The sequence below is a fragment of the Frischella japonica genome (genome assembly GCF_014489845.1).
Classification (GTDB): domain Bacteria; phylum Pseudomonadota; class Gammaproteobacteria; order Enterobacterales; family Orbaceae; genus Frischella; species Frischella japonica.
On the sequence record NZ_JABURY010000008.1, the window covers coordinates 46,045 to 71,364 of the forward strand.

25 protein-coding genes, 1 other RNA gene and 1 pseudogene are annotated in these 25,320 nt (G+C 31.4%); 15 read left to right on the top strand and 12 right to left on the bottom strand.

The features are described 5' to 3' along the window. Positions 1–48 precede the first annotated feature (48 nt). The 3 genes from ileS (at position 49) to ispH (ending at position 4,363) form a co-directional block, all read left to right on the top strand. On the top strand, positions 49–2,856 hold the full coding sequence (gene ileS, locus FcAc13_RS03950; protein WP_187754909.1) for an isoleucine--tRNA ligase: 2,808 nt from the start codon (positions 49–51) through the stop codon (positions 2,854–2,856). Between the two features lie 66 nt (positions 2,857–2,922). Next, positions 2,923–3,435 (top strand): signal peptidase II, encoded by a 513-nt coding sequence (gene lspA, locus FcAc13_RS03955; RefSeq protein WP_187754910.1) that lies wholly within the window; start codon positions 2,923–2,925, stop codon positions 3,433–3,435. Further along, a complete protein-coding gene (gene ispH / locus FcAc13_RS03960; protein WP_187754911.1) occupies positions 3,416–4,363 on the top strand; it encodes a 4-hydroxy-3-methylbut-2-enyl diphosphate reductase in 948 nt (315 codons plus the stop codon). Before lspA ends, ispH begins: the two co-directional genes overlap by 20 nt. Here the strand turns inward: ispH and FcAc13_RS03965 are convergent. The 6 genes from FcAc13_RS03965 to FcAc13_RS03990 form a co-directional block, all read right to left on the bottom strand. After that, entirely contained in the window at positions 4,360–4,614 is a 255-nt protein-coding gene (locus tag FcAc13_RS03965) for a YfhL family 4Fe-4S dicluster ferredoxin (RefSeq protein WP_187754912.1), read from the bottom strand. The two genes, ispH and FcAc13_RS03965, sit on opposite strands and share 4 nt — an antisense overlap. 548 nt (positions 4,615–5,162) lie before the next feature. After that, positions 5,163–5,558, bottom strand: coding sequence for a DMT family transporter (locus tag FcAc13_RS03970; RefSeq protein ID WP_187754913.1), 396 nt, complete (start codon positions 5,556–5,558; stop codon positions 5,163–5,165). Then, complete coding sequence (locus FcAc13_RS03975; protein WP_187754914.1) at positions 5,558–5,914, bottom strand: EamA family transporter; 357 nt, start codon at positions 5,912–5,914, stop codon at positions 5,558–5,560. The genes FcAc13_RS03970 and FcAc13_RS03975 overlap by 1 nt, the downstream gene beginning before the upstream one ends. A gap of 13 nt (positions 5,915–5,927) precedes the next feature. After that, positions 5,928–6,413, bottom strand: coding sequence for a zinc uptake transcriptional repressor Zur (zur, locus tag FcAc13_RS03980; protein WP_187754915.1), 486 nt, complete (start codon positions 6,411–6,413; stop codon positions 5,928–5,930). After that, positions 6,397–6,675: an RnfH family protein gene (locus FcAc13_RS03985; protein ID WP_187754916.1), complete on the bottom strand. Its 279-nt coding sequence runs from the start codon at positions 6,673–6,675 to the stop codon at positions 6,397–6,399. The genes zur and FcAc13_RS03985 overlap by 17 nt, the downstream gene beginning before the upstream one ends. A gap of 3 nt (positions 6,676–6,678) precedes the next feature. After that, positions 6,679–7,116 (bottom strand): type II toxin-antitoxin system RatA family toxin, encoded by a 438-nt coding sequence (locus FcAc13_RS03990; RefSeq protein WP_187754917.1) that lies wholly within the window; start codon positions 7,114–7,116, stop codon positions 6,679–6,681. A 72-nt stretch (positions 7,117–7,188) separates the two neighbouring features. Between FcAc13_RS03990 and smpB the strand changes: the two genes are divergently transcribed. The 5 genes from smpB to FcAc13_RS04015 all read left to right on the top strand — a co-directional run bounded on the left by smpB (position 7,189) and on the right by FcAc13_RS04015 (position 10,030). Then, positions 7,189–7,671: an SsrA-binding protein SmpB gene (gene smpB / locus FcAc13_RS03995; RefSeq protein ID WP_187754918.1), complete on the top strand. Its 483-nt coding sequence runs from the start codon at positions 7,189–7,191 to the stop codon at positions 7,669–7,671. Between the two features lie 280 nt (positions 7,672–7,951). Beyond that, positions 7,952–8,386 (top strand): META domain-containing protein, encoded by a 435-nt coding sequence (locus FcAc13_RS04000; protein WP_187754919.1) that lies wholly within the window; start codon positions 7,952–7,954, stop codon positions 8,384–8,386. A 73-nt stretch (positions 8,387–8,459) separates the two neighbouring features. Beyond that, positions 8,460–8,828 (top strand): DUF488 domain-containing protein, encoded by a 369-nt coding sequence (locus tag FcAc13_RS04005; protein ID WP_220679144.1) that lies wholly within the window; start codon positions 8,460–8,462, stop codon positions 8,826–8,828. 48 nt (positions 8,829–8,876) lie between these two features. Continuing rightward, positions 8,877–9,241: a transfer-messenger RNA gene (gene ssrA / locus FcAc13_RS04010) on the top strand. Positions 9,242–9,331: 90 nt separating this feature from the next. Beyond that, positions 9,332–10,030 (top strand): helix-turn-helix transcriptional regulator, encoded by a 699-nt coding sequence (locus FcAc13_RS04015; RefSeq protein ID WP_187754920.1) that lies wholly within the window; start codon positions 9,332–9,334, stop codon positions 10,028–10,030. Between the two features lie 484 nt (positions 10,031–10,514). Here FcAc13_RS04015 and FcAc13_RS04020 read toward each other — a convergent pair. Further along, positions 10,515–11,698: pseudogene (locus FcAc13_RS04020) on the bottom strand (IS256 family transposase). A 472-nt stretch (positions 11,699–12,170) separates the two neighbouring features. On the opposite strand from FcAc13_RS04020, the gene FcAc13_RS04025 reads away from it, so the two are divergent. After that, positions 12,171–13,418 carry an AAA family ATPase gene (locus tag FcAc13_RS04025; protein ID WP_187754921.1) on the top strand — a complete coding sequence of 416 codons (1,248 nt, stop codon included), beginning with the start codon at positions 12,171–12,173 and terminating at the stop codon, positions 13,416–13,418. A gap of 15 nt (positions 13,419–13,433) precedes the next feature. Next, the gene (locus FcAc13_RS04030) at positions 13,434–14,186 is read left to right on the top strand and encodes an RloB family protein (protein WP_187754922.1); all 753 of its coding nucleotides are present in this window, start codon (positions 13,434–13,436) and stop codon (positions 14,184–14,186) included. Positions 14,187–14,679: 493 nt separating this feature from the next. Here the strand turns inward: FcAc13_RS04030 and FcAc13_RS04035 are convergent, their stop codons facing one another. The 3 genes from FcAc13_RS04035 to FcAc13_RS04045 are packed head-to-tail and all read right to left on the bottom strand — an operon-like array spanning position 14,680 to position 16,405. Further along, positions 14,680–15,024 (bottom strand): DUF7079 family protein, encoded by a 345-nt coding sequence (locus FcAc13_RS04035; protein WP_187754923.1) that lies wholly within the window; start codon positions 15,022–15,024, stop codon positions 14,680–14,682. Then, positions 15,009–15,803, bottom strand: coding sequence for a hypothetical protein (locus tag FcAc13_RS04040; RefSeq protein ID WP_187754924.1), 795 nt, complete (start codon positions 15,801–15,803; stop codon positions 15,009–15,011). The genes FcAc13_RS04035 and FcAc13_RS04040 overlap by 16 nt, the downstream gene beginning before the upstream one ends. Before the next feature lie 5 nt (positions 15,804–15,808). Then, a complete protein-coding gene (locus FcAc13_RS04045) occupies positions 15,809–16,405 on the bottom strand; it encodes a PAAR domain-containing protein (RefSeq protein WP_187754925.1) in 597 nt (198 codons plus the stop codon). Positions 16,406–17,787: 1,382 nt separating this feature from the next. Between FcAc13_RS04045 and FcAc13_RS04050 the strand changes: the two genes are divergently transcribed. After that, positions 17,788–18,378 (top strand): YdcF family protein, encoded by a 591-nt coding sequence (locus tag FcAc13_RS04050; RefSeq protein ID WP_187754926.1) that lies wholly within the window; start codon positions 17,788–17,790, stop codon positions 18,376–18,378. A gap of 160 nt (positions 18,379–18,538) precedes the next feature. On the opposite strand, the gene FcAc13_RS04055 is transcribed toward FcAc13_RS04050, so the two are convergent. Then, complete coding sequence (locus tag FcAc13_RS04055) at positions 18,539–20,230, bottom strand: tetratricopeptide repeat protein (RefSeq protein WP_187754927.1); 1,692 nt, start codon at positions 20,228–20,230, stop codon at positions 18,539–18,541. Between the two features lie 502 nt (positions 20,231–20,732). On the opposite strand from FcAc13_RS04055, the gene FcAc13_RS04060 reads away from it, so the two are divergent. Beyond that, complete coding sequence (locus tag FcAc13_RS04060) at positions 20,733–21,125, top strand: SulA-like leucine-rich domain-containing protein (RefSeq protein ID WP_187754928.1); 393 nt, start codon at positions 20,733–20,735, stop codon at positions 21,123–21,125. Between the two features lie 211 nt (positions 21,126–21,336). Beyond that, positions 21,337–21,561: an antitoxin VbhA family protein gene (locus tag FcAc13_RS04065; protein ID WP_187754929.1), complete on the top strand. Its 225-nt coding sequence runs from the start codon at positions 21,337–21,339 to the stop codon at positions 21,559–21,561. A gap of 266 nt (positions 21,562–21,827) precedes the next feature. Here FcAc13_RS04065 and FcAc13_RS04070 read toward each other — a convergent pair whose 3' ends face one another. Beyond that, positions 21,828–22,190 carry a hypothetical protein gene (locus FcAc13_RS04070; RefSeq protein WP_187754930.1) on the bottom strand — a complete coding sequence of 121 codons (363 nt, stop codon included), beginning with the start codon at positions 22,188–22,190 and terminating at the stop codon, positions 21,828–21,830. A 399-nt stretch (positions 22,191–22,589) separates the two neighbouring features. Between FcAc13_RS04070 and FcAc13_RS04075 the strand changes: the two genes are divergently transcribed. Next, positions 22,590–23,291, top strand: coding sequence for a hypothetical protein (locus tag FcAc13_RS04075; protein WP_187754931.1), 702 nt, complete (start codon positions 22,590–22,592; stop codon positions 23,289–23,291). A gap of 682 nt (positions 23,292–23,973) precedes the next feature. Then, entirely contained in the window at positions 23,974–24,474 is a 501-nt protein-coding gene (locus FcAc13_RS04080) for a hypothetical protein (RefSeq protein ID WP_187754932.1), read from the top strand. Positions 24,475–25,320: the final 846 nt, after the last annotated feature.

Here is a 25,320-nt window from a genome sequence, read left to right on the forward strand (position 1 = left end):
CCTAGTTTAATTTATTCATTCAGTCATAATAATTTGGAATTAAATAACATGACAGACTATAAAAATACATTGAATTTACCGGAAACCGGCTTTCCAATGCGCGGTGATCTGGCTAAACGTGAACCGGCGATGTTGCAAAATTGGTACGATAAGGCACTCTACCGTAAAATTCGCCAAGTAAAAAAAGGTAAAAAAGCCTTTATTTTGCATGATGGTCCTCCTTACGCAAACGGTAAACTTCATATAGGTCATGCAGTTAATAAAATTATTAAAGATATCATTATCAAATCAAAGACCTTAACTGGTTATGATTCGCCTTTTATTCCAGGTTGGGATTGCCATGGATTACCGATTGAACAAAAAGTAGAAGAACAAGTTGGTAAACCAGGTGAGAAGGTAACTGCTGCCGAATTTCGCAATATTTGCCGTGAGTATGCTGCATCGCAAGTTGCCATTCAAAAAGCCGATTTTATTCGTATGGGGGTTATTGGTGAGTGGGATAATCCGTATTTAACCATGAACTATGACACTGAGGCCAATATTATTCGCGCATTGGGTAGAGTTGTGGCGAACGGTCATGTAGTAAAAGGGGCTAAACCTGTATATTGGTGTACTGATTGTATGTCATCTTTGGCTGAAGCTGAAGTTGAGTATTATGATAAATCTTCACCTGCAATAGATGTTAAATTCAAGGCAGTGGATAATCAAGCTGTGGCAAGCAAATTTGATATTCAAACCAATTTACCGATTTATGCTGTGATTTGGACAACTACGCCTTGGACATTACCCGCTAGCCGCGGTATTGCATTAAATGCTGAAGTTGAATACCAATTAGTTGAAGTCAATGGTCAAGAATGTTTAATTTTGGCCGCAGATTTAGTAACGGCTGTAATGCAAAGAGCTGCGATCAGCGACTGGAAAATTTTAGCGAGCTGTAAAGGTAATGCATTAGAATTGCTACGTTTCAAACATCCATTCCTTGATTTTGACGAACCTGCTATTCTTGGTGATCACGTTACGGTTGATGCGGGTACCGGCGCAGTGCATACAGCGCCGGGCCATGGTGTAGAAGATTTCATCGTTGGTCAAAAATACGGTCTTGAAGTGGCCAATCCGGTTGGAGGCAATGGATGTTATTTACCGGGTACTGGGGCTGGTTTAGATGGTTTATTTGTATTTAAAGCCAATAAAGTGGTTATTGAAATTCTTCAACAACATCAGGCATTATTGCATTTTGAGAATATCGAACATAGCTATCCATGCTGTTGGCGTCATAAAACCCCAATCATTTTCCGAGCTACTCCACAATGGTTTATCAGCATGGACAAACAAGGTTTACGGCAACAATCATTAGGGGAAATTAAACAAGTACGTTGGATTCCTGATTGGGGACAAGCACGTATTGAGTCAATGGTGGTAAATCGACCAGATTGGTGTATTTCTCGTCAGCGTACCTGGGGGGTTCCGATGACATTATTCGTTCATAAAGTAACGGATGAATTACACCCTGATACGTTGTCATTAATTGAAAAAGTTGCCGAATTAGTTGAAAAAGGTGGTATTCAAGCATGGTGGGATGCCGATATTAAAGATCTGTTAGGCCCAGATGCCGATGATTATCGCAAAATTCCTGATACATTAGATGTGTGGTTTGATTCAGGATCTACATTCTTTTCAGTGGTTAATGTTCGTCCAGAATTTAATGGTAATGCGCCGGATTTGTATTTGGAAGGTTCCGATCAACATCGAGGTTGGTTTATGTCATCATTGATGTTGTCAACAGCAATAGATAAGAAAGCACCTTATAAGCAAGTTCTTACTCATGGATTTGTTGTCGATGGTCAGGGGCGCAAGATGTCTAAATCATTAGGCAATATTGTCACACCTCAAGAAGTCATGGGTAAATTAGGGGCAGATATCTTACGATTATGGATTGCTTCGACCGATTATTCAGGTGAAATTGCTTATTCTGAAGAGATCATAAAACGTTCCGCTGATAGTTATCGACGTATACGTAATACGGCACGATTTTTACTTGCAAACCTTAATGGTTTTGATCCTAAGACGGATTTAGTTAATGCAGAAGATATGGTAGTATTAGATCGGTGGGCTGTGAGTGCGGCCAAAGAAGCACAAGCCGAAATTATTGAAGCCTATGAAAATTATGACTTCCATAAAGTGGTACAACGTATCATGCAGTTCTGTTCTATTGAGATGGGATCATTCTATTTAGATATCATTAAAGACCGTCAGTATACAGCCAAGAGTGATAGTGTAGCACGTCATAGTTGTCAAACAGCGTTGTATCATATTGCGCAAGCTCTAGTACGTTGGATTGCCCCAGTATTATCTTTCACGGCTGACGAAATTTGGCAGTATTTACCTGGTGATAATGCAAATGAATTTGTTTTTGCCGACGAATGGTATTCAGGTTTATTCTCACTTGCAGACAGTGAAAAAATGAATAGCCAATATTGGAATCAAATTCTTAATATTCGTAGTGAAGTTAATAAGGTGTTAGAACAAGGACGTAATGATAAAGTAATTGGTGGATCATTGGAAGCTGCTGTAACATTGTATGCTAATGATCAACTGTTTTCCGCACTCGAATCGTTACAAAATGAATTACGTTTTGTTTTATTGACTTCACAAGCACAGGTTGAACCATTAACTGAGGCTCCAGCTAATAGTTTAGCAACGGAAATTGACGGTTTAAAAATTGTTTTGACAAAAGCTGAAGGGGATAAATGTCCACGTTGTTGGCATTATACCGTTAATAACGATCCGGTGACGCATTTATGTCAACGTTGTGATATTAATATTCACGGTATTGGTGAAGTTCGTAAATTTGCTTAAGTGTTAATTGAATTATTGTTATTCAGGCAAGGTTGACCTTGCCTTTTTTATTCAGAGAGATAGGGTATGAATCAAAATCAAAAAAATGCATCTGGTTTAGCTTGGCTATTATTATCCCTTGTTATATTTATCATAGATATATCGAGTAAATTTTTGATTCATAATAATTTTCGACTTTATGAGTCAATCAATGTATTGCCTTTCTTTTCTATTACATATGCGCAAAATATTGGTGCGGCATTTAGTATTCTTGAAGGGCAACGAACATTTTTAGCAGCAATTGCTATTATAATAAGTAGTTATATTACTTATGTATTATATAAAAATGGTAATCATAAAAAATCAGAGAGTTTTGCGCTAGCTTTAATTTTAGGTGGTGCTATAGGTAACTTATTTGATCGCCTATATCATGGCTTTGTGATTGATTTTCTCGATGTTAGTTTTGGGTCATGGCATTATCCAACTTTCAATTTTGCTGATTGTGCGATTTGCCTAGGTATAGCGATATATATTTTTATCACTGTCCGCTTTAAAAATCGTGATAAATCAGGAGATAATGATGAAAGTCATTCTTGCTAACCCTCGTGGTTTTTGTGCAGGAGTTCATCGTGCAATCAGTATCGTTGAACAAGCAATAGCTTTATTTGGTAAGCCAATCTATGTAAGACATGAAGTGGTTCATAATCGTTATGTGGTTAATCGGTTAAAAGAGTTGGGTGCGATTTTTATTGAAGATCTCAAAGATGTGCCTGAGCAATCTATATTGATTTTTTCTGCTCATGGTGTCTCTAAAGCAATTCAAGCAGAAGCCAAACAGCGTGGATTGAAAGTTTTTGATGCTACTTGTCCGTTAGTCACCAAAGTCCACATGGAAGTTGCGAGAGCGAGTAATCGTGGTGAAGAGGTGATTCTAATCGGTCATGCTGGACATATAGAAGTTGAAGGTACTATGGGGCAGTATAGTAATAGTGAAGGTGGAATCTATCTTATTGAATCGGTTGATGATGTCAACTCGCTAAATGTTAAAAATGAAGGATTTCTCTGCTTTACAACTCAAACGACATTGTCAGTCGATGATACGGCTGAAATTATTGCAGCACTATATCGCCGTTTTCCTGCGATACGTGGTCCGCGTAAAAATGATATCTGTTATGCAACAACTAATCGGCAAATGGTAGTGCATGAATTAGCTCAGCAGGCGGATATTGTATTAGTTGTTGGCTCAAAGAATTCATCAAACTCTAATCGATTAGCTGAACTAGCTAGTCGTGAAGGTAAGTCCGCTTATCTAATTGACTTTAGTTCGGATATTAAAACAGAATGGTTTGACAATGTAAAAGTAGTCGGTGTCACCGCAGGTGCTTCCGCACCTGAAGTGCTTGTTAATGATGTGATTGTTCATTTAAATCAATTAGGTTTTAACACATTAATTGAAATGAATGGTATTGTTGAAAATGTCGTCTTTGAAATTCCTAAAGAGCTACGTATCGCTGTAAAAGAATGTTAATTGGTTTTTTTTAATTGCTCAAATTTTTTCAGCAATTCTTCATGTGTTTCAATGTGTTGAGGATCAACAATAATCGCATGATTAATAGGGCAAACCCTTTGGCAAGTTGAGTGTGAATAATAACCAACACACTCAGTACATTTTGCCGGATCAATTTCATAGGTATCAAATCCCATGGAAATTGCATCATTTGGGCATTCTGGTTCGCACATATCACAATTTATGCATTTTGATGTAATTTTTAATGCCATATCAATATCTTACCTAACTTTAATAACAAAAAACAATCACTAAATTAACCCAACTCAACTATTCTGCACCCGAACTAACATAGGGGCTATCTATACCGTAATATACCTTGATAGTATAATTTAGTAATGCACAAAACGGTAACTTAAAGGTTTATTTAACTCAATAAAAGCCCATAGGTTTGAAATTGTTTATACGGCAGATAATTAAGAACGGAAAAGGGTAACACAAAAGAAAAATAACGCAACTAATGAACGATCTAGGCTACACAGAAAATAATGCGAGAGATAATGTACATGCAATTTTAAACGCAGATGAAAACGCATAGAGGAGTTAATTAATATAAGATTAGACGTAACAGTTAGTTGTTCATCAGTTCATAGCTTCGTTAGGCATTATCAGATTAAATAGTGATAATTTTACAATAATAAAAAATATAAGAACCTGAAAAGGCAATCAATGTGATGTTGCTGTTTTTACATTATAATTTCATAGGTATAAACAAATCAACATAATTACTCATTAACAAGTATTTTGCTTATAAATCAAGTTAATCTATTTGTTCTTTATTTTTAGCCAGTTTTTTTTCGGCTAAGGCTAAAAAAAAGACGCCACAGAGAATAACAATAGCGCCTAAAATATGATTTAGCTTTGGTGGTTCGTTAAAAATATAATGTGAAACAAACATCACAGTAATAATTTGTAATCGTGATGCTGCAAAGGCTGGCCCTACTGGTACTTTTTTTAGAAGAATCATCCAGGTTAAAAATGCCCCGAGGTAACTAATGCAAGTCATATATATCCATTTATTGGTCAATATACGCATAACCCAAGCGAAAGAGTAATTTACAGGCTCAGCATAATTAGCGCTGAATTTAAAGCCAGTTTGTCCTAAGGTATCAAAAAAGAGTAAAAACAGAAAACCGATCGGATAGTATTTTTTCATTAACCAATTCCTACAATAATGACACCAGCAGTAATTAACCCCACTCCAAGTACCCGGAAAAAAGTAAGCTTTTCTTTGAATAAGATGTGACCAAAAATCATAATGGTAATGATGTTTGCTGAACCAAGTAAGATTGCTTGTGACAATGGTATATAACTGAGAAAGGCAATCCATAATAAAAATCCGATAGCATAAGATGTTATCCCAAGCCATAGCCAGCGATTAAACAGTAATATTCGCCAATAATCAAAATCAATCCGATTATGTGATGAAATAGCAGCATATTTAAAAGCAATTTGGCCAATCGTATCACAACATAAATTAGCTAGCCATAATAAGATAATTAATATTGTCATAAAAATTCAGTAGTTATTGTGTGATTAATTTGCATGTATGACATAAACCATGAATTTCTATTACACTATGTTTGATCTGAAATTGTTGTTGTTTGGCTAATGCTTTAAGTGTATCGGCTACTTGTTCACTGTTGCTTTCAGTGATTTGTTTGCAATTATCGCAAATGATTAGGATTGAAATGTGATCTAATTGATTGAAGTGTGGGCATATTACATAACTATTTGATGACTCAACTTTATGAATAAAATCCTGTTCTAATAAAAACTCAAGAACGCGATAAATAGTAGGTGGTTTAGCGTGCGGTTCTTCTATTTTTAGTAAGTCTAAAAGCTCATAAGCACTCATTGCTTTTTCAGATTTTAACATAATAGCTAACACAATTTTTCGTTGTGATGTAAGTTTGATATTCCGTTTTTTACAAACCGCTTCTATTCCATCAATAATTGATTGATGTTGTTGGGATAGTTCCATTTTTAATTCACTATATTTTACTGGCATTAGCTCGCTTACGCCTTATTTCTTTAGGATCATTAATTAATGGTCGATAAATCTCAATGCGATCACCATCATTTAATATATAGTTTAAATCAACCAGGTTACCATATATACCAATTTTATGATTTTCTAAAGTGATATGGCAAGTTTCCAGAATGTTAGATTCGGTAATTGCTTGTAAAACATTTGCTCCTTTAGTCATTTGACAATCAATTATTGTAGGACACTCAGGCAGAGCGTAGATAAGCTGGATATTAATCATCATCGTTCATTTTTTGCCATAAAGTTGTTTAGCACGATCGGTAAAAGCGACCACCATATTTTTCATAATCTCTTTAAAAACTGGGGTAAAAGTAACATCGAGTAATTTATTTTTAAATTCAAAAGTTAAATCAAACGTTATTTTACATTGTCCAACAGAAATTGGGGTAAAAGTCCAAGTTCCAACTAAATGTTTGAATGGTCCGTCAATTAAAGAAATCTCAATTCGATTTGGCGCATCGAGTCGATTTATGGTAGTGAATTGCTTTTTAAAACCCATTTTTTCAATTTCAATATAAGCGAGTATAAGATTGTTTTCACGTTGGAGAATACCCGTGTCAATACAGTCTGGAACAAATTGAGGATATGCATTAATATCATTAACTAATTCAAACATCTGCGCAGCAGAATAAGGTTCATTGATTTCTTGATAAACACGAGTCATAAATTTAAAAATATTAATTAGCTTTAAAAAGTTGTAGCATATAGTAGCATGTAAATTTATAATACGTATATTATGGCAAAGAAAAAATTTTATAAGTCGGGTTCGGCTACAATTGCACTAAATAAACGCGCTCGCCACGAATATTTCATTGAAGAAGAAATAGAAGCAGGGTTATCCTTACAAGGCTGGGAAGTAAAATCGCTACGAGCTGGTAAAGTAAATATTAGTGACAGTTATGTATTACTTAAAGAGGGTGAAGCATGGCTTTTTGGTGCAACAATAACGCCTTTGAGTGTTGCATCTAGTCATGTGGTTTGTGATCCTACTCGAACGCGTAAATTGTTATTAAATCAAAAAGAGTTAAGTTCTTTATTCGGTAGAATCAATCGCGAAGGATATACTGTGGTTGCTTTATCCTTATATTGGAAAAATGCGTGGGCTAAAATAAAAATTGGTGTTGCCAAAGGGAAAAAACAATTTGATAAGCGCGCTGATGAAAAAGATCGTGAGTGGCAGGTTAATAAAGCACGTATTATGAAGAATGCTAATCGTTAACGCTATTTTTATCCTTTTTTAATGACTTCTTGAACCAGAGTAACTGGCATCAGTTACTCATACATCTTATTCATCATCCCTATAATGAGTTATTTTGGTAAGTATCCTAATGTTTATAATTATAGAAAAACCTTCAATTATTTTAAATTATTGATAGTTAATAACATTATATCAAATAGATACAGATTATCCGATTTATGTTAAGTTATTAATATTGATTTAATTACTTGATTAAATTCAATATTTTAAATTTAATGGGTTAAATGATAAGGGGTATTAAATGAAAAAGTTAGCGACAATTTGTGCAGTATTAGGTACCACGGCACTATTATCGGCTTGTACTAGTAATAAAACCTATACGGACGATTTAGCGGGACATCGTTTTGTATTAACGACTGCAACATCAAATGTATTAACCGTGACAGCTCCACCAGTAATTGAATTCTATCCACAAGCTCAAAGTGACAGACTTAAAGTGGTCGGAAAGATGTGTAATAACTTTAATGGTATCGCGACTTACCGTAATGGTATTTTACATGCTGATAACCTAGTTATGACGCGGGCAATTTGTAGTGAAACAGCTTTAAATATGTTAGATGCTGAAATCAGTAGAATGTTTATTCGTGGTATTAAGGTTGATAAACGAGGTGATCAATTAGTTTTAAGATCCGGTAATACCACTTTAATTTATACGCAAGAAGATATTAAACGCTAATATTTTTGGTACGAATCAAACCGCATTCAATTATTATTAAGATGCGGTTTTTTTATGACACAGTATTTATATAATGATGCATTCACAAATTAGATTACAACGCGTTTACGATCCAATCCCATTATCCAATATATATTGTTATCTAGTGGATCGATTATGGCCACGAGGTATTACCAAACAACGTTTACAAGGGATAATTTGGTTAAAAGATATTGCTCCAAGCCATGAGCTACGCCGCTGGTATCATGCCAATTCTGATCAATGGCAGCTTTTTTATCATAAATATTGGCAAGAGCTTGAAAAAAAGCCGGTTGTATCGACATTAATTACATTATTAAAACGACGTAAAACGATTATGTTACTTTATAGCAGTCCAGATCATGAACATAATCATGCGATCATTTTACGTGACTTTTTGTTGAATAAATTAAATAATCAATAATTATCTAGTTTAAAACGCTAAAATTGAGTATAATGAGTTTACCATTTTGGGGCTGATTCTGGATTCGACGGGATTTGCGAAACCCAAGGTGCATGCCGAGGTGCGGTAGGCCTCGTAAATAAACCGCAAAAAAATAGTCGCAAACGACGAAAACTACGCACTAGCAGCTTAATAACCTGCATAGAGCCTTCTCTCCCTAGCCTCCGCTCGTAGGACGGGGATCAAGAGGAGTCAAACCCAAACGAGATCGTGTGGAAGCCTTGCTTGGGGCGGAAGCATTAAACTTAATCAAGCTAGTCTATCGGTAGCGTGTTTGTCCGCAGCAGGTAGGCGAAATTTAAAGACAAACTACGCATGTAGTACCGAGGATGTAGAGATTTCGGACGCGGGTTCAACTCCCGCCAGCTCCACCACCAATTATAATTCCCACCTATACTTAATGACTTGTATTTTGTGTAATTTATACCCATAATTATATATATTTGAATAATAATTTTATTTTTATGGAAAAACTTAAAATATTAAGAAAACAATGTAACTATACACAAAAAGATTTAGCTTATATGTTGGGCGTAACAACCAAAGATGTCCAAAACTGGGAATTAAATAAAGCTCAACCTGAATTAAAAATAATACGAGATCTTGCAATTATTTTTGGTACAAGCGTTTACGATATTTTAAGTGATGAGTCAATTGCAACTACAGATTATAGTCCATGGAACTTCAACGAAACTATTGATTATTTTTGGGGACATATAGGTATTCTTTTATATAATTCTAATATAATTAAATGGTATCCTATAACTAATTCTACATTTGATAGAGTTGAAACAATCTTAAGTAATGATGAACCAAGTAAAGAAAATAATATCTTATCTTTTGACACATTAAATAATCGATTACTTCTCATCAATAAAAATATAGTAAAAAAAATTTCACTCCTCGACGATGCTTCAGATATGCCAAAAGACTGGGAGATTCCGTGGGATGGATATCAGGGACTAGGATCTGAAGAATTTTATAACTTGATAGATGAATACTTTTTTGACTATGAACATATAGAAATTCAAAGAATAAAAATTCATAATCGGAAAAAAATCTTACAAGAATTAGATTTAATCAATATTAATGAAAGTAAAGTTTTTCCTGATATAGAAAGCTCAGCGAGATACATATCTTATAAAAATAGTTCAATAATCTGAATAATATATCATTTAATCACATTAACTTAATGTATCATAATCTCTTCTATTTACATTAACTAATCTATCAATAAATGAACGCTATTATTAAACTTAGCAAACTAGAAATACCATGTTTTGAAGAATTAAAAATGGGAGAAATGAATAAACTTAGAATAAATATTATCAAATTAAAATTATATTGTTTTATTTTTTTAATTCTTAACTTCAATTGTTTATACAAATCAATTGATATCCACAGTACAGTCTGTACGATCAAAAATATTGTGGATATGCTACCAGTAAATACTAAATTAAAATTATCGTAAAACATGCATAGTTGATTTGTACTCACCCATATAACGCAAAAACCTATAACCATTGGCACTATATTACCAAAAGTTTCATAGCTCAAAGCAATACTTTTTAGCCTTAATTAAACAATCGGCTATCCCAATTAGGTGATCTATTTTTGACCCTATCCTAGATTTTGTGTATTTGCCAGTTAGAGGTGACGAGTCATTCTGTCACCAAATTCTATAATAAATCGATTCATCGCACTCTTCCAGTTTTGAATTGGCATTGTCCATTTTTTAGATGCTTGTTGTATCGCTAAATAGATGACCTTTTTAACTGAGTCATCCGTCGGGAATACCTTATGTTTCTTGATAGCATGACGAATAACACTATTCAAAGACTCTATTGCATTGGTGGTATAAATCGCTTTGCGAATATCCTTAGTATTAACAAAGAAGGTGCTGAGATTTTCCCAATGCCTGCGCTAGGATTGACCAATATACGGGTACTTATCATCCCAAATCTCCTCAAAATGAGCGAGTGCCTATAATGCCTGTTCTTCGGTTGAAGCCTGATAAATCATCTTTAAATCTTTGGTGAGTTCTTTGTAATCTTTCCAACTCACAAATTTCAGATTACTGCGCACCATATGGATGATACAAAGTTGAATTTTAGTATCTGGATACACTCCGTTAATCGCATCTGCAAAGCCCTTTAACCCATTTATACAAGCGATTAAGATATCTTCGATACCTAGATTTTTAAGTTCTGTGAGTACTGACAGCCAGAATTTAGCACCTTCATTTTCTGCCATCCATAAGCCAGGCAGTTCCTTTTTACCTTCCACATTGATGGCTAGCGCAAGAAAAACGGATTTATTGATGATACTTCCATCTTGTTTCACTTTGACCACTATGCAGTCCAAATAAACAATTGGATACAGATTCTCAAGCGGACGATTTTGGCATTCGACCACTTGCTCTTTTACTGAATCTGTCACTTTAGAAATCAGAGTTGGAGAGATATCAACATCATACATCTCTTTGAATGTGTTGGTAATTTCCTTTGTCGTCATGCCGTTGGCATATAAAAAGAGAATTTGATGATTAATTTTATCAATGCGTGTTTGATGCTTTTTAACCAGCTGAGGTTCAAAACTGCTTCCTCTGTCTCGTGGAATGGCAAGCTCTAACTCGCCATCATCACTTATAACAGTTTTTTACTATAACCGTTACGAGTATTGATACCTCGTTTTTTCTGATGTTTTTCATGACCTAAATGCTGCGCCATTTCTTCATTTAACGCCGTTTCAATCACCTGATTGCTCATAAACCCCGTTAATTTACCTAAATCTTCCTGAGTTTTTATGCCTTTGGCGAGCTCTGCAGCCATTTCTCGTAGTTTTTTTCGTCCATTTATATCTACCTATTTTTTACTCATTAGCGTAGTTCAAAAATAGACAAATACACAAATTTATTTACAGGGTCAAAGAAATCATTAACTGCTCGAGTGGAATATTATAAACTCCCTTGCATTAATACATCATTTATTTTTTTGTATTACCTTAACACCCTTACAATCTAAATAAAATGTGTTGTATAAATCTGAAAATCTTTTTTGTTTACTGATTACATTGCAAATACTCTATCTGTATTCTGAATAATATATGGTAAGTTATGAGTTAAACACAAGATAAAAGATAAGATTAATTGGCTATTTCTATCTTTTTAGAGATATTTACTCAAAAATTCCAAACCTACTTATTTGATATCAATATTTTCTGTATTACATATAATTGACAATAATATTAGAATAAAAGATACTAATATTATGGATAAAATATCCATCAAAAAAGGATCCGTAAATGATTATTAATTTTACTGTAGAAAATTTTCTTTCTTTTCAAGAACCCCAAACTTTAAGTTTGGTTGCAGAACCGCCCTATGATAATAATAAAGATAATTTATTAGATTCTCCTATAGAAGGAATTAAGCTTCTAAAAGCAGTTATTATTTATGGAGCTAATGCATCAGGAAAGTCTAATTTTATTACAGCCCTCGCTCACTTCAGAAGTTTGGTCTTAGAGTCATTGAAATTTACTCCTGATGATAATTTATGGAATCCCTCATCTCCTCAGTTTGCATTAAATTCAGAAAGTCGTCATTCTCCATCTCGTTATGAAATTAACTTTTTTTGTAATAATATTCGATATAACTATTCTATTTCATTTTATAAAGATAGAATATTTAATGAACGTCTCTCTTATTTTCCAAAACGTTACGAAAAGCTTATCTTTGATAGATTTTTAGATGCTCAGGATCAGTATATCTTTATTCTTGGTGCTGATTTGAAGCCAGTGAGAATCTTTAACGATATAGCAAGAAAAACAGCTAAAAATGTACTTTTTTTATCAAAAGCAGTTCAAGAAAATACCCACTTTTTAGAACCTATTTATAATTGGTTTGCGAAAGGCTTATCTGAAGAACCTGAAATGATAGATTTAGCCAGGATGTGTTGCAATGATAGTTCTTATAAAAAAAATATATTAGATTTTATTCGCTCTCAAGATATTAATATTGTTGACTTAAGCATTGATGAAAAAAAAATTGAATCAGATTTTTTTGATGGTGATAATATTCCAGAAGAGATTAAAAAGAAATTATTTGATGATTTAAAAGACCAATTTACTTATAAAATATCTACTTACCATAAAGATAATAATGATGACTTAATAGAGTTTCCGCTAAAATTAGAATCAAGAGGAACTCTTAAGCTACTTGAGCTTTCATCAATTATGATGAAAGATTCAATCTATGAGTCAAAAGCTTTTTATATTGATGAACTAGGTTCTGATTTACATCCACTATTAGTGAAAAACTTTATAAGTAGTTTTCAAAAAACAACCAATCAGCTAATTGCTGCAACACATGATACTCATTTAATTGACTCTAAATATTTAAGAAAAGACCAAATTTATTTTATTGAGAAAAATTCAGAACAAGCATCTGTTTTATATTCTTTATCAGACTTCCGTCCAAGAAATGATAGAGAAAATTGGGAGTTACGCTATTTAAGCGGAAGATATGGTGCTACACCATTTTTCAAAGATTAAAGCTGGGAGTCTTTAATGGGAAGTGAAGATTTAAAAAAGAAAAAAATAAATGAAAATAAGAAAAGCCGAGCTAATAGAAAAGATATAAGACGAAATAATAATTATAGACCAATAATACCCAAAATTTTGATATTAACAGAAGGTGTTTCGGAGAAGATTTATTTTGAGGGATTAAAAAATAAGTTTTCTTTATCGACACTATCAGTAATGAAAAGTGAATATACTGATAGTGTTGGACTTATTAAAAATGCTATAAAAATCGCAGAGGAATCAATTCAAAAGCATGAGCCATATGATTACATATTCTGCGTATTTGATCTAGATACGGTTAATAATAAGAATTTTATTAATAAAATCATAATTTATGAAAATCAAAATCCTGAACAACCTAAAGTAAAAATTTTTCCAATTTATACTTATCCGTGTTTTGAAATATGGTTCATTTTGCATTTTGATTTATGCACTAAGCCATTCACTTCTAAAGGTAAGAAATCTATAGGCGATACGGCAAAGGCTTATTTGGAAAAACATGCTAAAGGATATAACGAAACAGATGAAAAATGTATAGAACAATTTATTGATAATTATAAAGAAGCAATAAATAATTCGATGAAACTGATTGAGTCGCAAAAGGATAACGAGTCAATTAATCCAATATGTACTATACATAAATTAGTAAAACTATTAGAAAATATTAATCAGAGAAATCATGAGGGATACATTTTTACTAAAGACCATGAAGAAGAATTCATAGAGTCATACATTTAGATATATCATCAGTTATCGATGCAGCATAGATAAATTAATATTTTTAAATTAATATATTTTACTAGCACAAACTGGAGCTAGCTGTTATCGGTTTTCTATGATCAACTTTTCAAAATTACTACCAAATCGAAAACCCCAAATTAGTTTTTATTCTTCTTATATTTTAAAATCACCTTTGCCAGTTTATCATCTTCTGCATACAAATAAACTAATGGTATATCTAAAGCTACAGCTAATCTTCCGGCAGTATCTAAACTCGCATCATGAATCCCTTGTTCGTACCTAGAAAAAATAATGCATGAATTATTTATTTTTTGTTTTGAGTTTCAGATAGTTAAATAAAATGGATACCATTTAATTGGTATTATATTATCAATAATAGACGTATATATTCATGCTGTGAATTTATGGTGCACTTAATATTTAGGACATTAAATAAAATTCTTTTAAACTTAACGGTTTTTATTCAAACAAGGAATTGAAAAAATTATAATCATAATAAATTTTTTAATGTTTTCCATTCATGTTTAAATTTATACTTAAAAAAGATAGAGAGTAGATACATTTTAGCTTTATTAATCGGATCATTTTCGTTTTTTTTGATGTTACAAATTTTATTAATCAATATATCTGTATCAAAAAACCAACAAACGGGTGGAACTGGGACCACAGTATTATAATAGCAAGCAGGTGCCACATAATTAAATAAAACATATTCAACATGGGATGTAGGAAATAATTTTGCAATGGAAGCTATATAGCTATAATCTATCCTTTTATCCACAAATAGATCAGAAAGAGCAATGTAAAGTTTTTCTTCATTTAAAATATATTCCATTTAGTAAATTCCTCTATTTCATCATCAAGGCTATCAGCAACAGCGGAACCAATCATAGAACCACCAATACTACCAATAAAGACAACAGCTAATGCACATAATGGAGCTCCAGGACCACATATTGATGATACGCCTAATGCGGCAAGCCAGCCCCCAGCAAAAGCTCCTCCGATTCCAAGACCTTGCTTTATAGTTTCTTTGGTTTTATTTTGGGCATTAAGTATCTCATAGGTGGCAAGGGATGCAGTCACTAAAATACCGACTTTACCTAAAACATTTAATCGCTTCACTTTTGTGCTAAAATTTATATTATTCCGACCGGAAGATTCAATTAATTCATAATAAATAGTATTTTTCTGTAATCTTGTAAGATCTTGGAAATTCACTTTAAACTTTCTTTGCGCATATTCATCTAATAAATTATTTAAAACTGGGGGGGCTTTCTTATATTTTTCAGCTATTGCCACTCCATGAGTTGATGTGAATTTTCTATGTTCCGCCATAATTTGATTTCTCATTTTATAACAAAATTCTGCACCATCTTTTACCGTTAATTGTTTAGAGTTAACTAATTCTCTGACTTCTTGTGACATTCTTCTAATGTTATTCACATAATTTTGCCTTACTTGTGAATCGCTGATCGCATCTTTTGAGAATTTCATTGCAGTATTGTTTAGTGCAGAAATCGCGTTATCTAATATCTGATCTTGCTCATCGATTAAATGTTCTTTTCCTACAGGGTATTGGCCTGGTATTTCTGTATATAATTGTATAACCATAAAAATTAACCTAATATGTTTTTTAATAAAGTTTCTGTTATGCTTGATGTAATATTATCATTTTCCAAGTATTTTAAATTCTCAATTTTTATTTTTGCATTATCACATTCTGTATCAATCGGGATCCTTGCTTTATTATTTTTATCGAAGCAGCCTTTTAATAATTGACCATTATCTAGAGTAATAACAAAGCTCAGACCTGAGTAATCTTTGTCTAAAGGAAGTTGGAAACCAATCCATTTATCCGATACATTTTTGTTAAATGGCTGTTTATTTTCGACGAATGATGATTGATATAAATTTGGTTGGTTGTTGCTTAAGGTGTCAATAAACATGGTGCTTTTAGTGGCAATAATTCTATGACTCCCAATGGGAGAGCATTTACAAGCAATGATGCATCCATCGTAAGCAGCAGGTTTACCATCTATGATAATATTTTTAGTTCCTTCAATAATTTTGCCGGAGCTTTTACACTTCGGGCAGGTTGCTATATCACCTAATAGCGCTATCCCGTTAGTACCACAAAAACTACTTCCAGAGGCTGTAATAATACGACCACCAGTATTTGTTTCATCATCAATGACTGCTATTCGTTTTGTCATTCATTAATTTTCCTATGCAGTATTGTATTTTTTTTAATTTTATTATAAACGAAACAGAGTAAAAATAATATTAAGTAGATCTCAATTTAAAATCTTCATAACAATAAAAGTTAGACATTACAGATTTGATTTTAACCCCCTAATTTAAATTAGGAGGCTAAAAGGGATTGTAATGGTTATTAAGTTTAATGAGCATACTGAGTAACAATATAAGATTCATTATTTACAATGAACCCCTCTATCTTCAAACTGCAAATACCGAGTTAAAGCGCTTCAACGATGATGCTCAATTAGCGGTGCATGGCTTAATGATCTATCACTAGTAACACAATGAAGGGAGTCAAATTTAATCTTGATGTGATTAAAACGACACTCACGCATAATCATAAAAACGAAGTAAGACGAACTTTAACGTACAGCATATCTTGAAAAGCGAAAGGAATGAATAAGTTGGTAGGAAAACTGATTTATTAAAGAGATCATTAAAATAAAAAGAGGTATAAACCCCGTTAGTTATTTTATCTCTAGTTCAGTATAAACATTCTAAAGAAGATCTTTATATATATTAAGTAAATACATAAGCTTAAAAAAATAGTTATTTTAATTTCCGCAAATTAACTTTTATTTGTTAATCATTTTGCATAAGTGTATTACTAACTATTTTGAACTCTTATTTAACAGACCATTCTAATTTAGTGCGAGAATATAGATACTTATAAGTTTATATTTTGCTCCTTAGCATATAATGATTTCAATATTAATTATGTTATTTTTTCTCGTTTAATTTTAAATATCGAGCACTTTGATTCCACTCATTTTGAATAATTTCATCATCATTACCGTGAAAATAAGCCAGCCACAGTTACTCAGAGAATTAACAGAAAAGAAATCAGTAAATCCTTAGATTACTAAAAAAGGTAGGCAATACGTTTATCAATATTATGGTAGTAGCGTATATTTAACTTGTTGATACTAGTTATTAATAAGTAAAAATACTGGGTATATGTCGTATTTTTCAATCAAAAAATCAGTATTATTTCACTATTTTGGAAAAATAGTATATGTAAAAGCACCTTCTATTAAAGCATTAATTATTCAATTTAGAGAAAATATTAGTGAACTCAATCACTTTACCGAAAAACACGGAATTTATATTGATAAGATTTATTTGAATAATAAATTACTTGAACGAAAAATATATTACCGCTGATCTGGTTAAAACGGCGAAGGTTTGGGTAATTATCGCCAAGAATTGTTTATGATTATTAGGTTGTTAGTTAACAAATTTTTATGCTGATTTGTTATGGGTTATACTATAATTATGATATAAGGTATAGCAAAAGATCATGGTTAGACATAGTTATAAAGAGGGATTTTGGTAAATGAAAATTTTAAAATTAATCAAAAATTGTTTAATCATGTTTTTAGCCTATTTAATAATATGTAACTTTGTAATCTATCTCTATGCCCAGCAACAGCCTATCGATAATGCTGATACGGTGGTTGTATTAGGGGCAAAAGTTATTGGAACGCCTGCGCGACCTCATCCGACGTTGAAAAAACGTTTAGATATTGCCGTAACTTATTTACAAAATAATCCACAATCAAACGTTGTAGTGTGTGGTGGACAAGGTAAAGATGAATCGGCTACTGAAGCAAGTGTAATGGCTGATTATTTAAAGAAACACGGTATTGATTCCTCAAGAATTTATATTGAAGATCAATCGGTTCGTACGGCTCAACAATTTATCTATGCTAATAATATTTTACCTTTGGGTAAAACAGTAGTGATAACCAGTGATTTTCACCTGTTACGTTCAATAATGTTGGCCAAACGTTCAGGAATTGATAAGGTGTCAGGTTTATCTGCACCATTAGATCTTGCCAATCGCGACAAATACAGAGCACTATTAAGAGAGCCATTAGCTTTAATAAATTCTTGGTTATTTGATCATCCCAAAAGCGACAATTAAGTGAAAATTAAAATGGCTAATGATATCAATTAGAACAGCTTTTCAAATTTTTTTAATGCTATTGTTTTTGTGAACACAATGAGTTACTGCTATATAAACAGTATTTGAGCGTGCTCCTTTTATCGTTTTAAGTTAATGGAATGGTATATTTTTCAATTAGTTATCCGCTAAAATTGATCAAGGGACGATAAATCATTAGCTCAATTCCTGCGTCAAAATGTCCTTGGTCCTTGGCTTTTTTTAAGTAATTTTCCCCTATCTTGTAAAGTTGGGTATATTTAATTAAGTTTGTGCCCATTTGATATTGGGCTTCCATATCGCCATTATCTGCATTCTCTTGTAAATGTGGGATGGAATTTATTTTTGTAAATGCTTGGCAGTAATCTGGTGTCTCTTTTATTGGATTATCTGTACAATATCGGTTATACCAATATGCGGCTTTTGAATAATTTTTTTCGCTGAATCTACCCCATTTATAGTGTTCTGCAATCTCATATTGTCTCTCTTTATGACCATCTGTTGCTGAGGCTTCAAGCCAAAATAAAGCATTTTGCTCATCTTCTGGGTCATAACGTAATTGACTAATTTTCTGATAATTTAAATAGATCGCATATTTTATGTCGACATCATCAAAATAGCTTAAATATTTAATATAACACAGATTAATTCTATTATAATTCATAATATCATTCTCTATATAGGTATAACCATATCGATAAATCTTACTGTATAATTCAGCCATTTTTAGTAATAATTTGGGATCTTTATTGGTAGCATAGGAATAATAATTGATGGCATTAATATATTTATGCTCATTTTCATACCATTTGCCAATAGCGACAGCGGTATTAAAGTCAGGATTTTTTTTATCAAATTTTTGTAATAAGGTATATATTTCTTGTTGTGTTGGTTTCTGCTTGAGATGATCAGCATAGATATTACAAGCTTCTGAAGATGTAATAATACAAGCTTTATTAAAATAGGTGAGTGATTGATTAATTGCCGTATCACTATAATAATAACTCAAATATAATAAAGTTGGCACATCATTAAGATTCGCCATTTTTACGATCAGTTCAATTATGTTATCATCATCGGCCGAGTCAGAGCGTTGCTCTGATGGTGTAAGATGATTATTTTCGTCTATACTGAAATATAATTTTTCAATAGTTTCTTCTATTTTAGCCAACGCAATGAAATATAATACTTCTTGAGAATCTATATCCATTATTTGTTCAAATAATTTTCTAGCTTTTTCTAATCGGCTATCAGTATAAACAAGATTATTGAGATACAATTGACCCATTAAAAACATTGCATAATGATTGGTATCTAAACTATGCTTTTCCAAATAGGTAATTAAGTTCCTAAAGTGAGAGGTAGGAATTCTTTCGGCTTTACCTTGTTTTACTAATTCTGAGATAGAATCAAGATCGCCATTAATAATTGCCATTGTATATAAAGTGATCGCTTTTTCATGCAATTTATGTGTTATATATTGTATTGTATTTTCGCTTGGTGCTTGGCATTCTATATTTTCAATGTCATTTAAATAAGATTGTTCATTTATAATTGTTTTAATATTGTTAATTTCATCATTCAAAAGGAGCTTATAAAGTTTTTGTAATTGATAGCAATCTATTTTTTGAATCTCATCTGCTAAATCAATATAAATGGATGCCAATTGCTTGATTGACGGTATGATAGTAAGATCTTTTTGAGTAAGCTCATTGATATATTTTTTTTCAGTTTTATTTTCTAAACTTTCAATTACAGTATTGATGTTATTAAATGAAAAAACAGATGATGAAAAAACAGTCAAAACCAAAAGCAATATTATTTTTTTTAACATTCGGAATAACCTTAATTGATAGTGTAATAATAGGCATCAAGTTAATTATTAAAGGTTTTGATAACAGATTATACTTAGTGTTCAATACTATTTTAAGACATATTAAAATAATTTTGCCTAAAAAAAACATAATAGGCGAAAAAAATTCTCCTTTATAAGTCTATCCAAAAATATTTTTTTATATCAAATTGCTTATTAACACTTTTGCAAAATGGATAGATTAATTTATAACTTTGAAAGTTTCTGGTAGGTTTTTTAAAGGGTATTTTAATAATTCTATGTCATAAAATGAGTCAATATCAAGTTTTGTAATGGGCTGAATCGTTATAATAAATCAATCAATAGGCATGGAGTTCATTTTTTAAAGTCTTTGTGTTTTGAGTATTTTATTTCATATTCAATAATCTAAAAATTTAATCTCTTAAAATTTCTCTTTAAAGTTTACAATATTAAAGTACTGTATTAATATATAGCTGTATATTTTTACAGTGTTGAGGCTATTATGTTTATTGAACTCACTACACCACAACTAATGATTGTTAATTTTGAGACACCTTTTCAACAGCTTTTACAGCAACAGCGTCCTTTATTACGGAAATTTAATAAAGCAAAAAAATGGCAACTATGGTTATCTGATAGGCCTATGTTAAAACGTTCATGGATTCATTTTGCGGGTTTGGATAAGCAAAAAGTTATTCATTTGGCTAATTTAAAGCATGAAAACTTAATATCAACCATTGAAAAAGCTTTGCAAAGTAAAAATTGTAGTTATGTGGTTGCATGTATTAATTTTCTTAACGAGCAAGATAGACTGCGTTTGCAACGTGCCCTGTTATTAAGTGATACTTGTCTATTTTTGGTTCATGATGATACCCAGAATATTCAATATCATTAATAATGTGTAATTTGTAGCAAAGATTAAATAGGATGATTATTTATAATCATCCTAAGTTTTGTTCTTTGAGAATTAAAAAATGTAACAGGATCTAAACCTTAAGAGGTTAATGATCATATAATATGATATGATCATTCGCCTATTGACAATTAATGACTATCATGATAAATAGAACTTAATGTATTTCACATTCTGGAGCTGCGAGAAAATAATGACTTATGGTAAACATAAAATTTCTGTGCAAGAACGAGAAAAAAGAAAACACGATATCGAACAAGCACTGGCTATTGTCAGATTAGAAGGTCAGTATCCAGGTATTAATGTAATTTCAACTTATGATGATTACATAAACGGGGAGCTTACTTGGGAAGAATGCAGTGCTTTAATTCCTCTAGCTGCAATAAAGGATTTACGAATACAGCATCATGCAAGCTAAATTAAATCACTCTAACTATGTTCGCTAATATAATCGAAAATGAAACCTTGACCATATAATTTACGAATGAATACAATGTATTTTCACTTCAAGGTGTATTGTAGAAAAATCAATCACATCTGTTACAAATTATTCATATAGAGCTAAGGTTGAAATATAAGGGTTGATATCCTATACATTAGGAATGATATCAATAATGAATGCAAATATATTTATTACGGCGATCCTTTACCTTTCATCTGTTGATAAAATCATATGATCATCTCCTAATCGAATCGTATCCCTAGATATATAAGGTGAAGGTGTAAATAGGTGATTTGTGCGTCAAGGTCTTTAGCATTTTTAAACGCCATATGATCAAATCTACTTAGTCCGACTTCTGCTGTACGGACTATTTTTGCCAACTTAACAACGTTTAAGCGGTGACTAATTTTTAATACCAGCACATAGTTGTGGTGCAGTATTTTGGTTTGCATGCTATCAGGGATTTTTAATGTGAATCTATCAAAAACAATAATCTTTTCCGAATGACTGTCAAAAGTAGTTAATTTATCACGACGATCTGCATCATTAAAGGTTTGAGTATGGCCGTTTTGACAATATTGTTCTAAACCCTGTTCACGAGTCACACTATGATGAAAAATCAACTATACGACCGACACCAACAATATCAATTATATTTAATTACATCGGCTCCAATACATATAACTCTACTAATGAAATTTTTCTCACTTAGCAAGCTTGGCTTGTTTAGTTAGGTAATCTAATATTAATTTGTATTTAGCTCATGGCAAGTCATACTTTTGCGCTTTTCGTTAATAAAATGGTTCGTTTAATATATGCAATAGCCAGTCGTCGTATATTTTAGTGGCATAACAAGGTGTCATGTTACTAAGAATAAATATACTTATTTATCACTGATCTTTATCGATTTAACTTATATGACTAAACAAAACTAAACTAAATGATTTATGATATGCTTCAATAGGTATAATTTTATTGTCTTTAAACTCAACAATTTTCTTGCTATGAAATATTTCTCACTTATATTGATTATTTTAATATTAAATAGCGTATTTACGCATTCAGTATTAGCGAATGAATTTAAATCACTTAGTCCCGATAATACTAGCCAAGAGGATATGTTGATAAAAGCAAAACGAAAAATATCAACTTCAGCAATCAAAGACATAGAACCGACAATCAAAGATTGGCTTGAATTTTATAACTTGGATATTTCAACCTTTTATCTTGGAGAGAATTATCAATATGAGAATACAGTGGTTGATGAGGGAATCTATTTTAGAGAATTTGATCCAGAGACTGACGATGTTTATATTCCACAAATGTTTGATTATTCACCTAGCCAGCAAAAATATATAGACTTCCAAGAAGTTTATAAAAAGGGAAATGATTATTTTTGGGCTGGGAGAGATGATTGCCAAGAAATTTATTTAATTGATCGAAAACTGAAAACGCACAAGCTTATAAATTGGTTTGGAACCATGCAACTTTTAGAGGCAGTATTTTGGCAAAATGAGAATAGTTTTATTATACTTGGCATTTATGAATCTAGTAATGTAGATAGTTATTTTATTGAGAAAGTTACCTTAGGTCAGAATATCAATATGGTTGAAAAATACTATCACGAGACCAATCACGAACATTTTAATACTGGGTATTTCATTAAATTTCTCAAATCTAAGGGCGTGATAATCGAATACGAATAAATCATTGCTTATATGAAGCTATTCATGTCTATTATGGCTAATAATTAAATAATAAATTAGCTTTAATTATATTTAGTCGTAATATTGCGTTGTCTTATTTAAATCCATCATTCATTGTTAATACGTCAATTTATCCATGTCTCTTAACACTCAAATGGCAAAGTGCTAATTCAGACTTTGCTAAGCTTATACCCTAATATTTTATTATTACGATAGATATCCTGTCATTGGTTACTCTGCAAATTACCCTAGAGCTAGGCTCTGAGGCTTTTAATCTATACTAAATAAGATATTTTTATTATTACCTTGTTGGTTGGATGATTTAATAGTACGGCAATAAATGCTTTGTAAGCAGTGTTTTTTTATAAGTTTTTTTCAGTTAAATTGAGATGTTTAAAGTAGATAAAAAAAGAGTAATGTTGAATATATCAAGATAAATAATACGATATACTTTTTTTAAGTTAATTTTTTTGTCACGATAAGGAAAAAAATCTTCGATTAAATTTTAACGGTTATCATGTCTGTTTGATAGTATTATTTTCATAAAATCAATAAATTATATGTAATGTTAAATTTTCAAAATTAATCCATTTATCACCTTTTTAAAATAAAATTTTTATGTAACAATAACTGTATAAATACACAGTATTTATGTAAGGAATATTTTTATAGGAGATAAATAATGAAATTGCTCACTCAGACTGAATTTGAAATAATTAATAACTCGAGTCTACTCAAATACCTTCAACAACAAGAACGATTATTTGAAAAATTTGAACAAGATAACTTATTAACTAAAGCTATAGAGATGCTAAAAATGTGGGGCATTTGTAACGCTTATTCCAGTCGCAGTGGTTTTAAATCGATCAATTCTATGTTTAGAGATTTATATCCAAAAAAAACACTGATATTTGTTGAGAATGAAATTGAATTCATTGATCAATGTATGTTAGAAGCTAAAAATTCTAAACAGAAAAGTTTGAGAGAACAGCAAAAAATCGCTGAATATTATTATAAAGGTATCGATTTAGTGATTGATGGCAAAGACTGGAGTCAGCGATTAACATTATGTGAAATCGCGGAAGTGTTAGAACAATCAAAAAGCACTATTCATCGTAAACTTAGAGCATTTGATAGCTTTATTGTTAGTAAATTAGCGAATTTTGATAATTTAGATAAATAATTTGTAATACTATTGACGTGGGAAAAAAATTTAGTTAATATAGGTAATATCTACTAACTTAATCTAAACACTCTCAGAAAGTATTTTCATTTATCAGCTACCTAACATTTTTTGCATAGCAAAGATTTTATTCGATTTTCGCAAATTTTAATTTAGTAATTTCTCTATCAAATTAGATCTATTAATTTATTTAAATAGCATAACTGTACATCTCAAATATTTTATCTTATTTTTACGATTTATTAATCAAGTCAAAAAAATTTACATAAGCCTGACAAAAATTGTCGGGCTTTTTTTATGACTAAAAACGGATAGTTAATATTGTAAATTTGATTTATACCATAATAAACAATTTAAAATACTTAAAATAAGCATGTTTGAAAAGTAGCTGTCAACTAAAGTGTCTATTTGAGACGGTTATAAAATAATAGAATATCTCAACCATTTTGATTAAACATACAAGGAAATAGCAATGATCGTTAATATTTTAGGTTTTTTATGTTGATAACTTAATATGTTATCCATTTATCATCAATAAATTATTCATTTAATATTTACATTTGTTTTAAAGACATAAAACATCGTCTGCTAAAGATAATATTTTAATAGAGCAAGCAAAGCATATTTCAAAATTAACATGACAAATGATAAATCATTTTTTGCTAATCCTACTGCCTTTAAATTCATAATAAAACAAAATACTCAATTAATTTCATATTAGAACACAAGCATTTCTTTATCTTTCATTTATACAGATTTATTCAGGTGAAATCATGCCAATCAAAGATCCCGACAACATCAACTGGGTTGTTGTTGTTTATTTATTTATTGTGACCTTACTTGGTT

What these genes read in the sequence shown, in the direction of transcription:
- ileS (WP_187754909.1), top strand. Translation starts at nt 49, where the DNA reads ATGACAGACTATAAAAATACATTGAATTTACCGGAAACCGGCTTTCCA.
- lspA (WP_187754910.1), top strand. Translation starts at nt 2,923, where the DNA reads ATGAATCAAAATCAAAAAAATGCATCTGGTTTAGCTTGGCTATTATTA.
- ispH (WP_187754911.1), top strand. Translation starts at nt 3,416, where the DNA reads ATGAAAGTCATTCTTGCTAACCCTCGTGGTTTTTGTGCAGGAGTTCAT.
- FcAc13_RS03965 (WP_187754912.1), bottom strand. Translation starts at nt 4,614, where the DNA reads ATGGCATTAAAAATTACATCAAAATGCATAAATTGTGATATGTGCGAA.
- FcAc13_RS03970 (WP_187754913.1), bottom strand. Translation starts at nt 5,558, where the DNA reads ATGAAAAAATACTATCCGATCGGTTTTCTGTTTTTACTCTTTTTTGAT.
- FcAc13_RS03975 (WP_187754914.1), bottom strand. Translation starts at nt 5,914, where the DNA reads ATGACAATATTAATTATCTTATTATGGCTAGCTAATTTATGTTGTGAT.
- zur (WP_187754915.1), bottom strand. Translation starts at nt 6,413, where the DNA reads ATGCCAGTAAAATATAGTGAATTAAAAATGGAACTATCCCAACAACAT.
- FcAc13_RS03985 (WP_187754916.1), bottom strand. Translation starts at nt 6,675, where the DNA reads ATGATGATTAATATCCAGCTTATCTACGCTCTGCCTGAGTGTCCTACA.
- FcAc13_RS03990 (WP_187754917.1), bottom strand. Translation starts at nt 7,116, where the DNA reads ATGACTCGTGTTTATCAAGAAATCAATGAACCTTATTCTGCTGCGCAG.
- smpB (WP_187754918.1), top strand. Translation starts at nt 7,189, where the DNA reads ATGGCAAAGAAAAAATTTTATAAGTCGGGTTCGGCTACAATTGCACTA.
- FcAc13_RS04000 (WP_187754919.1), top strand. Translation starts at nt 7,952, where the DNA reads ATGAAAAAGTTAGCGACAATTTGTGCAGTATTAGGTACCACGGCACTA.
- FcAc13_RS04005 (WP_220679144.1), top strand. Translation starts at nt 8,460, where the DNA reads ATGATGCATTCACAAATTAGATTACAACGCGTTTACGATCCAATCCCA.
- FcAc13_RS04015 (WP_187754920.1), top strand. Translation starts at nt 9,332, where the DNA reads ATGGAAAAACTTAAAATATTAAGAAAACAATGTAACTATACACAAAAA.
- FcAc13_RS04025 (WP_187754921.1), top strand. Translation starts at nt 12,171, where the DNA reads ATGATTATTAATTTTACTGTAGAAAATTTTCTTTCTTTTCAAGAACCC.
- FcAc13_RS04030 (WP_187754922.1), top strand. Translation starts at nt 13,434, where the DNA reads ATGGGAAGTGAAGATTTAAAAAAGAAAAAAATAAATGAAAATAAGAAA.
- FcAc13_RS04035 (WP_187754923.1), bottom strand. Translation starts at nt 15,024, where the DNA reads ATGGAATATATTTTAAATGAAGAAAAACTTTACATTGCTCTTTCTGAT.
- FcAc13_RS04040 (WP_187754924.1), bottom strand. Translation starts at nt 15,803, where the DNA reads ATGGTTATACAATTATATACAGAAATACCAGGCCAATACCCTGTAGGA.
- FcAc13_RS04045 (WP_187754925.1), bottom strand. Translation starts at nt 16,405, where the DNA reads ATGACAAAACGAATAGCAGTCATTGATGATGAAACAAATACTGGTGGT.
- FcAc13_RS04050 (WP_187754926.1), top strand. Translation starts at nt 17,788, where the DNA reads ATGAAAATTTTAAAATTAATCAAAAATTGTTTAATCATGTTTTTAGCC.
- FcAc13_RS04055 (WP_187754927.1), bottom strand. Translation starts at nt 20,230, where the DNA reads ATGTTAAAAAAAATAATATTGCTTTTGGTTTTGACTGTTTTTTCATCA.
- FcAc13_RS04060 (WP_187754928.1), top strand. Translation starts at nt 20,733, where the DNA reads ATGTTTATTGAACTCACTACACCACAACTAATGATTGTTAATTTTGAG.
- FcAc13_RS04065 (WP_187754929.1), top strand. Translation starts at nt 21,337, where the DNA reads ATGACTTATGGTAAACATAAAATTTCTGTGCAAGAACGAGAAAAAAGA.
- FcAc13_RS04075 (WP_187754931.1), top strand. Translation starts at nt 22,590, where the DNA reads ATGAAATATTTCTCACTTATATTGATTATTTTAATATTAAATAGCGTA.
- FcAc13_RS04080 (WP_187754932.1), top strand. Translation starts at nt 23,974, where the DNA reads ATGAAATTGCTCACTCAGACTGAATTTGAAATAATTAATAACTCGAGT.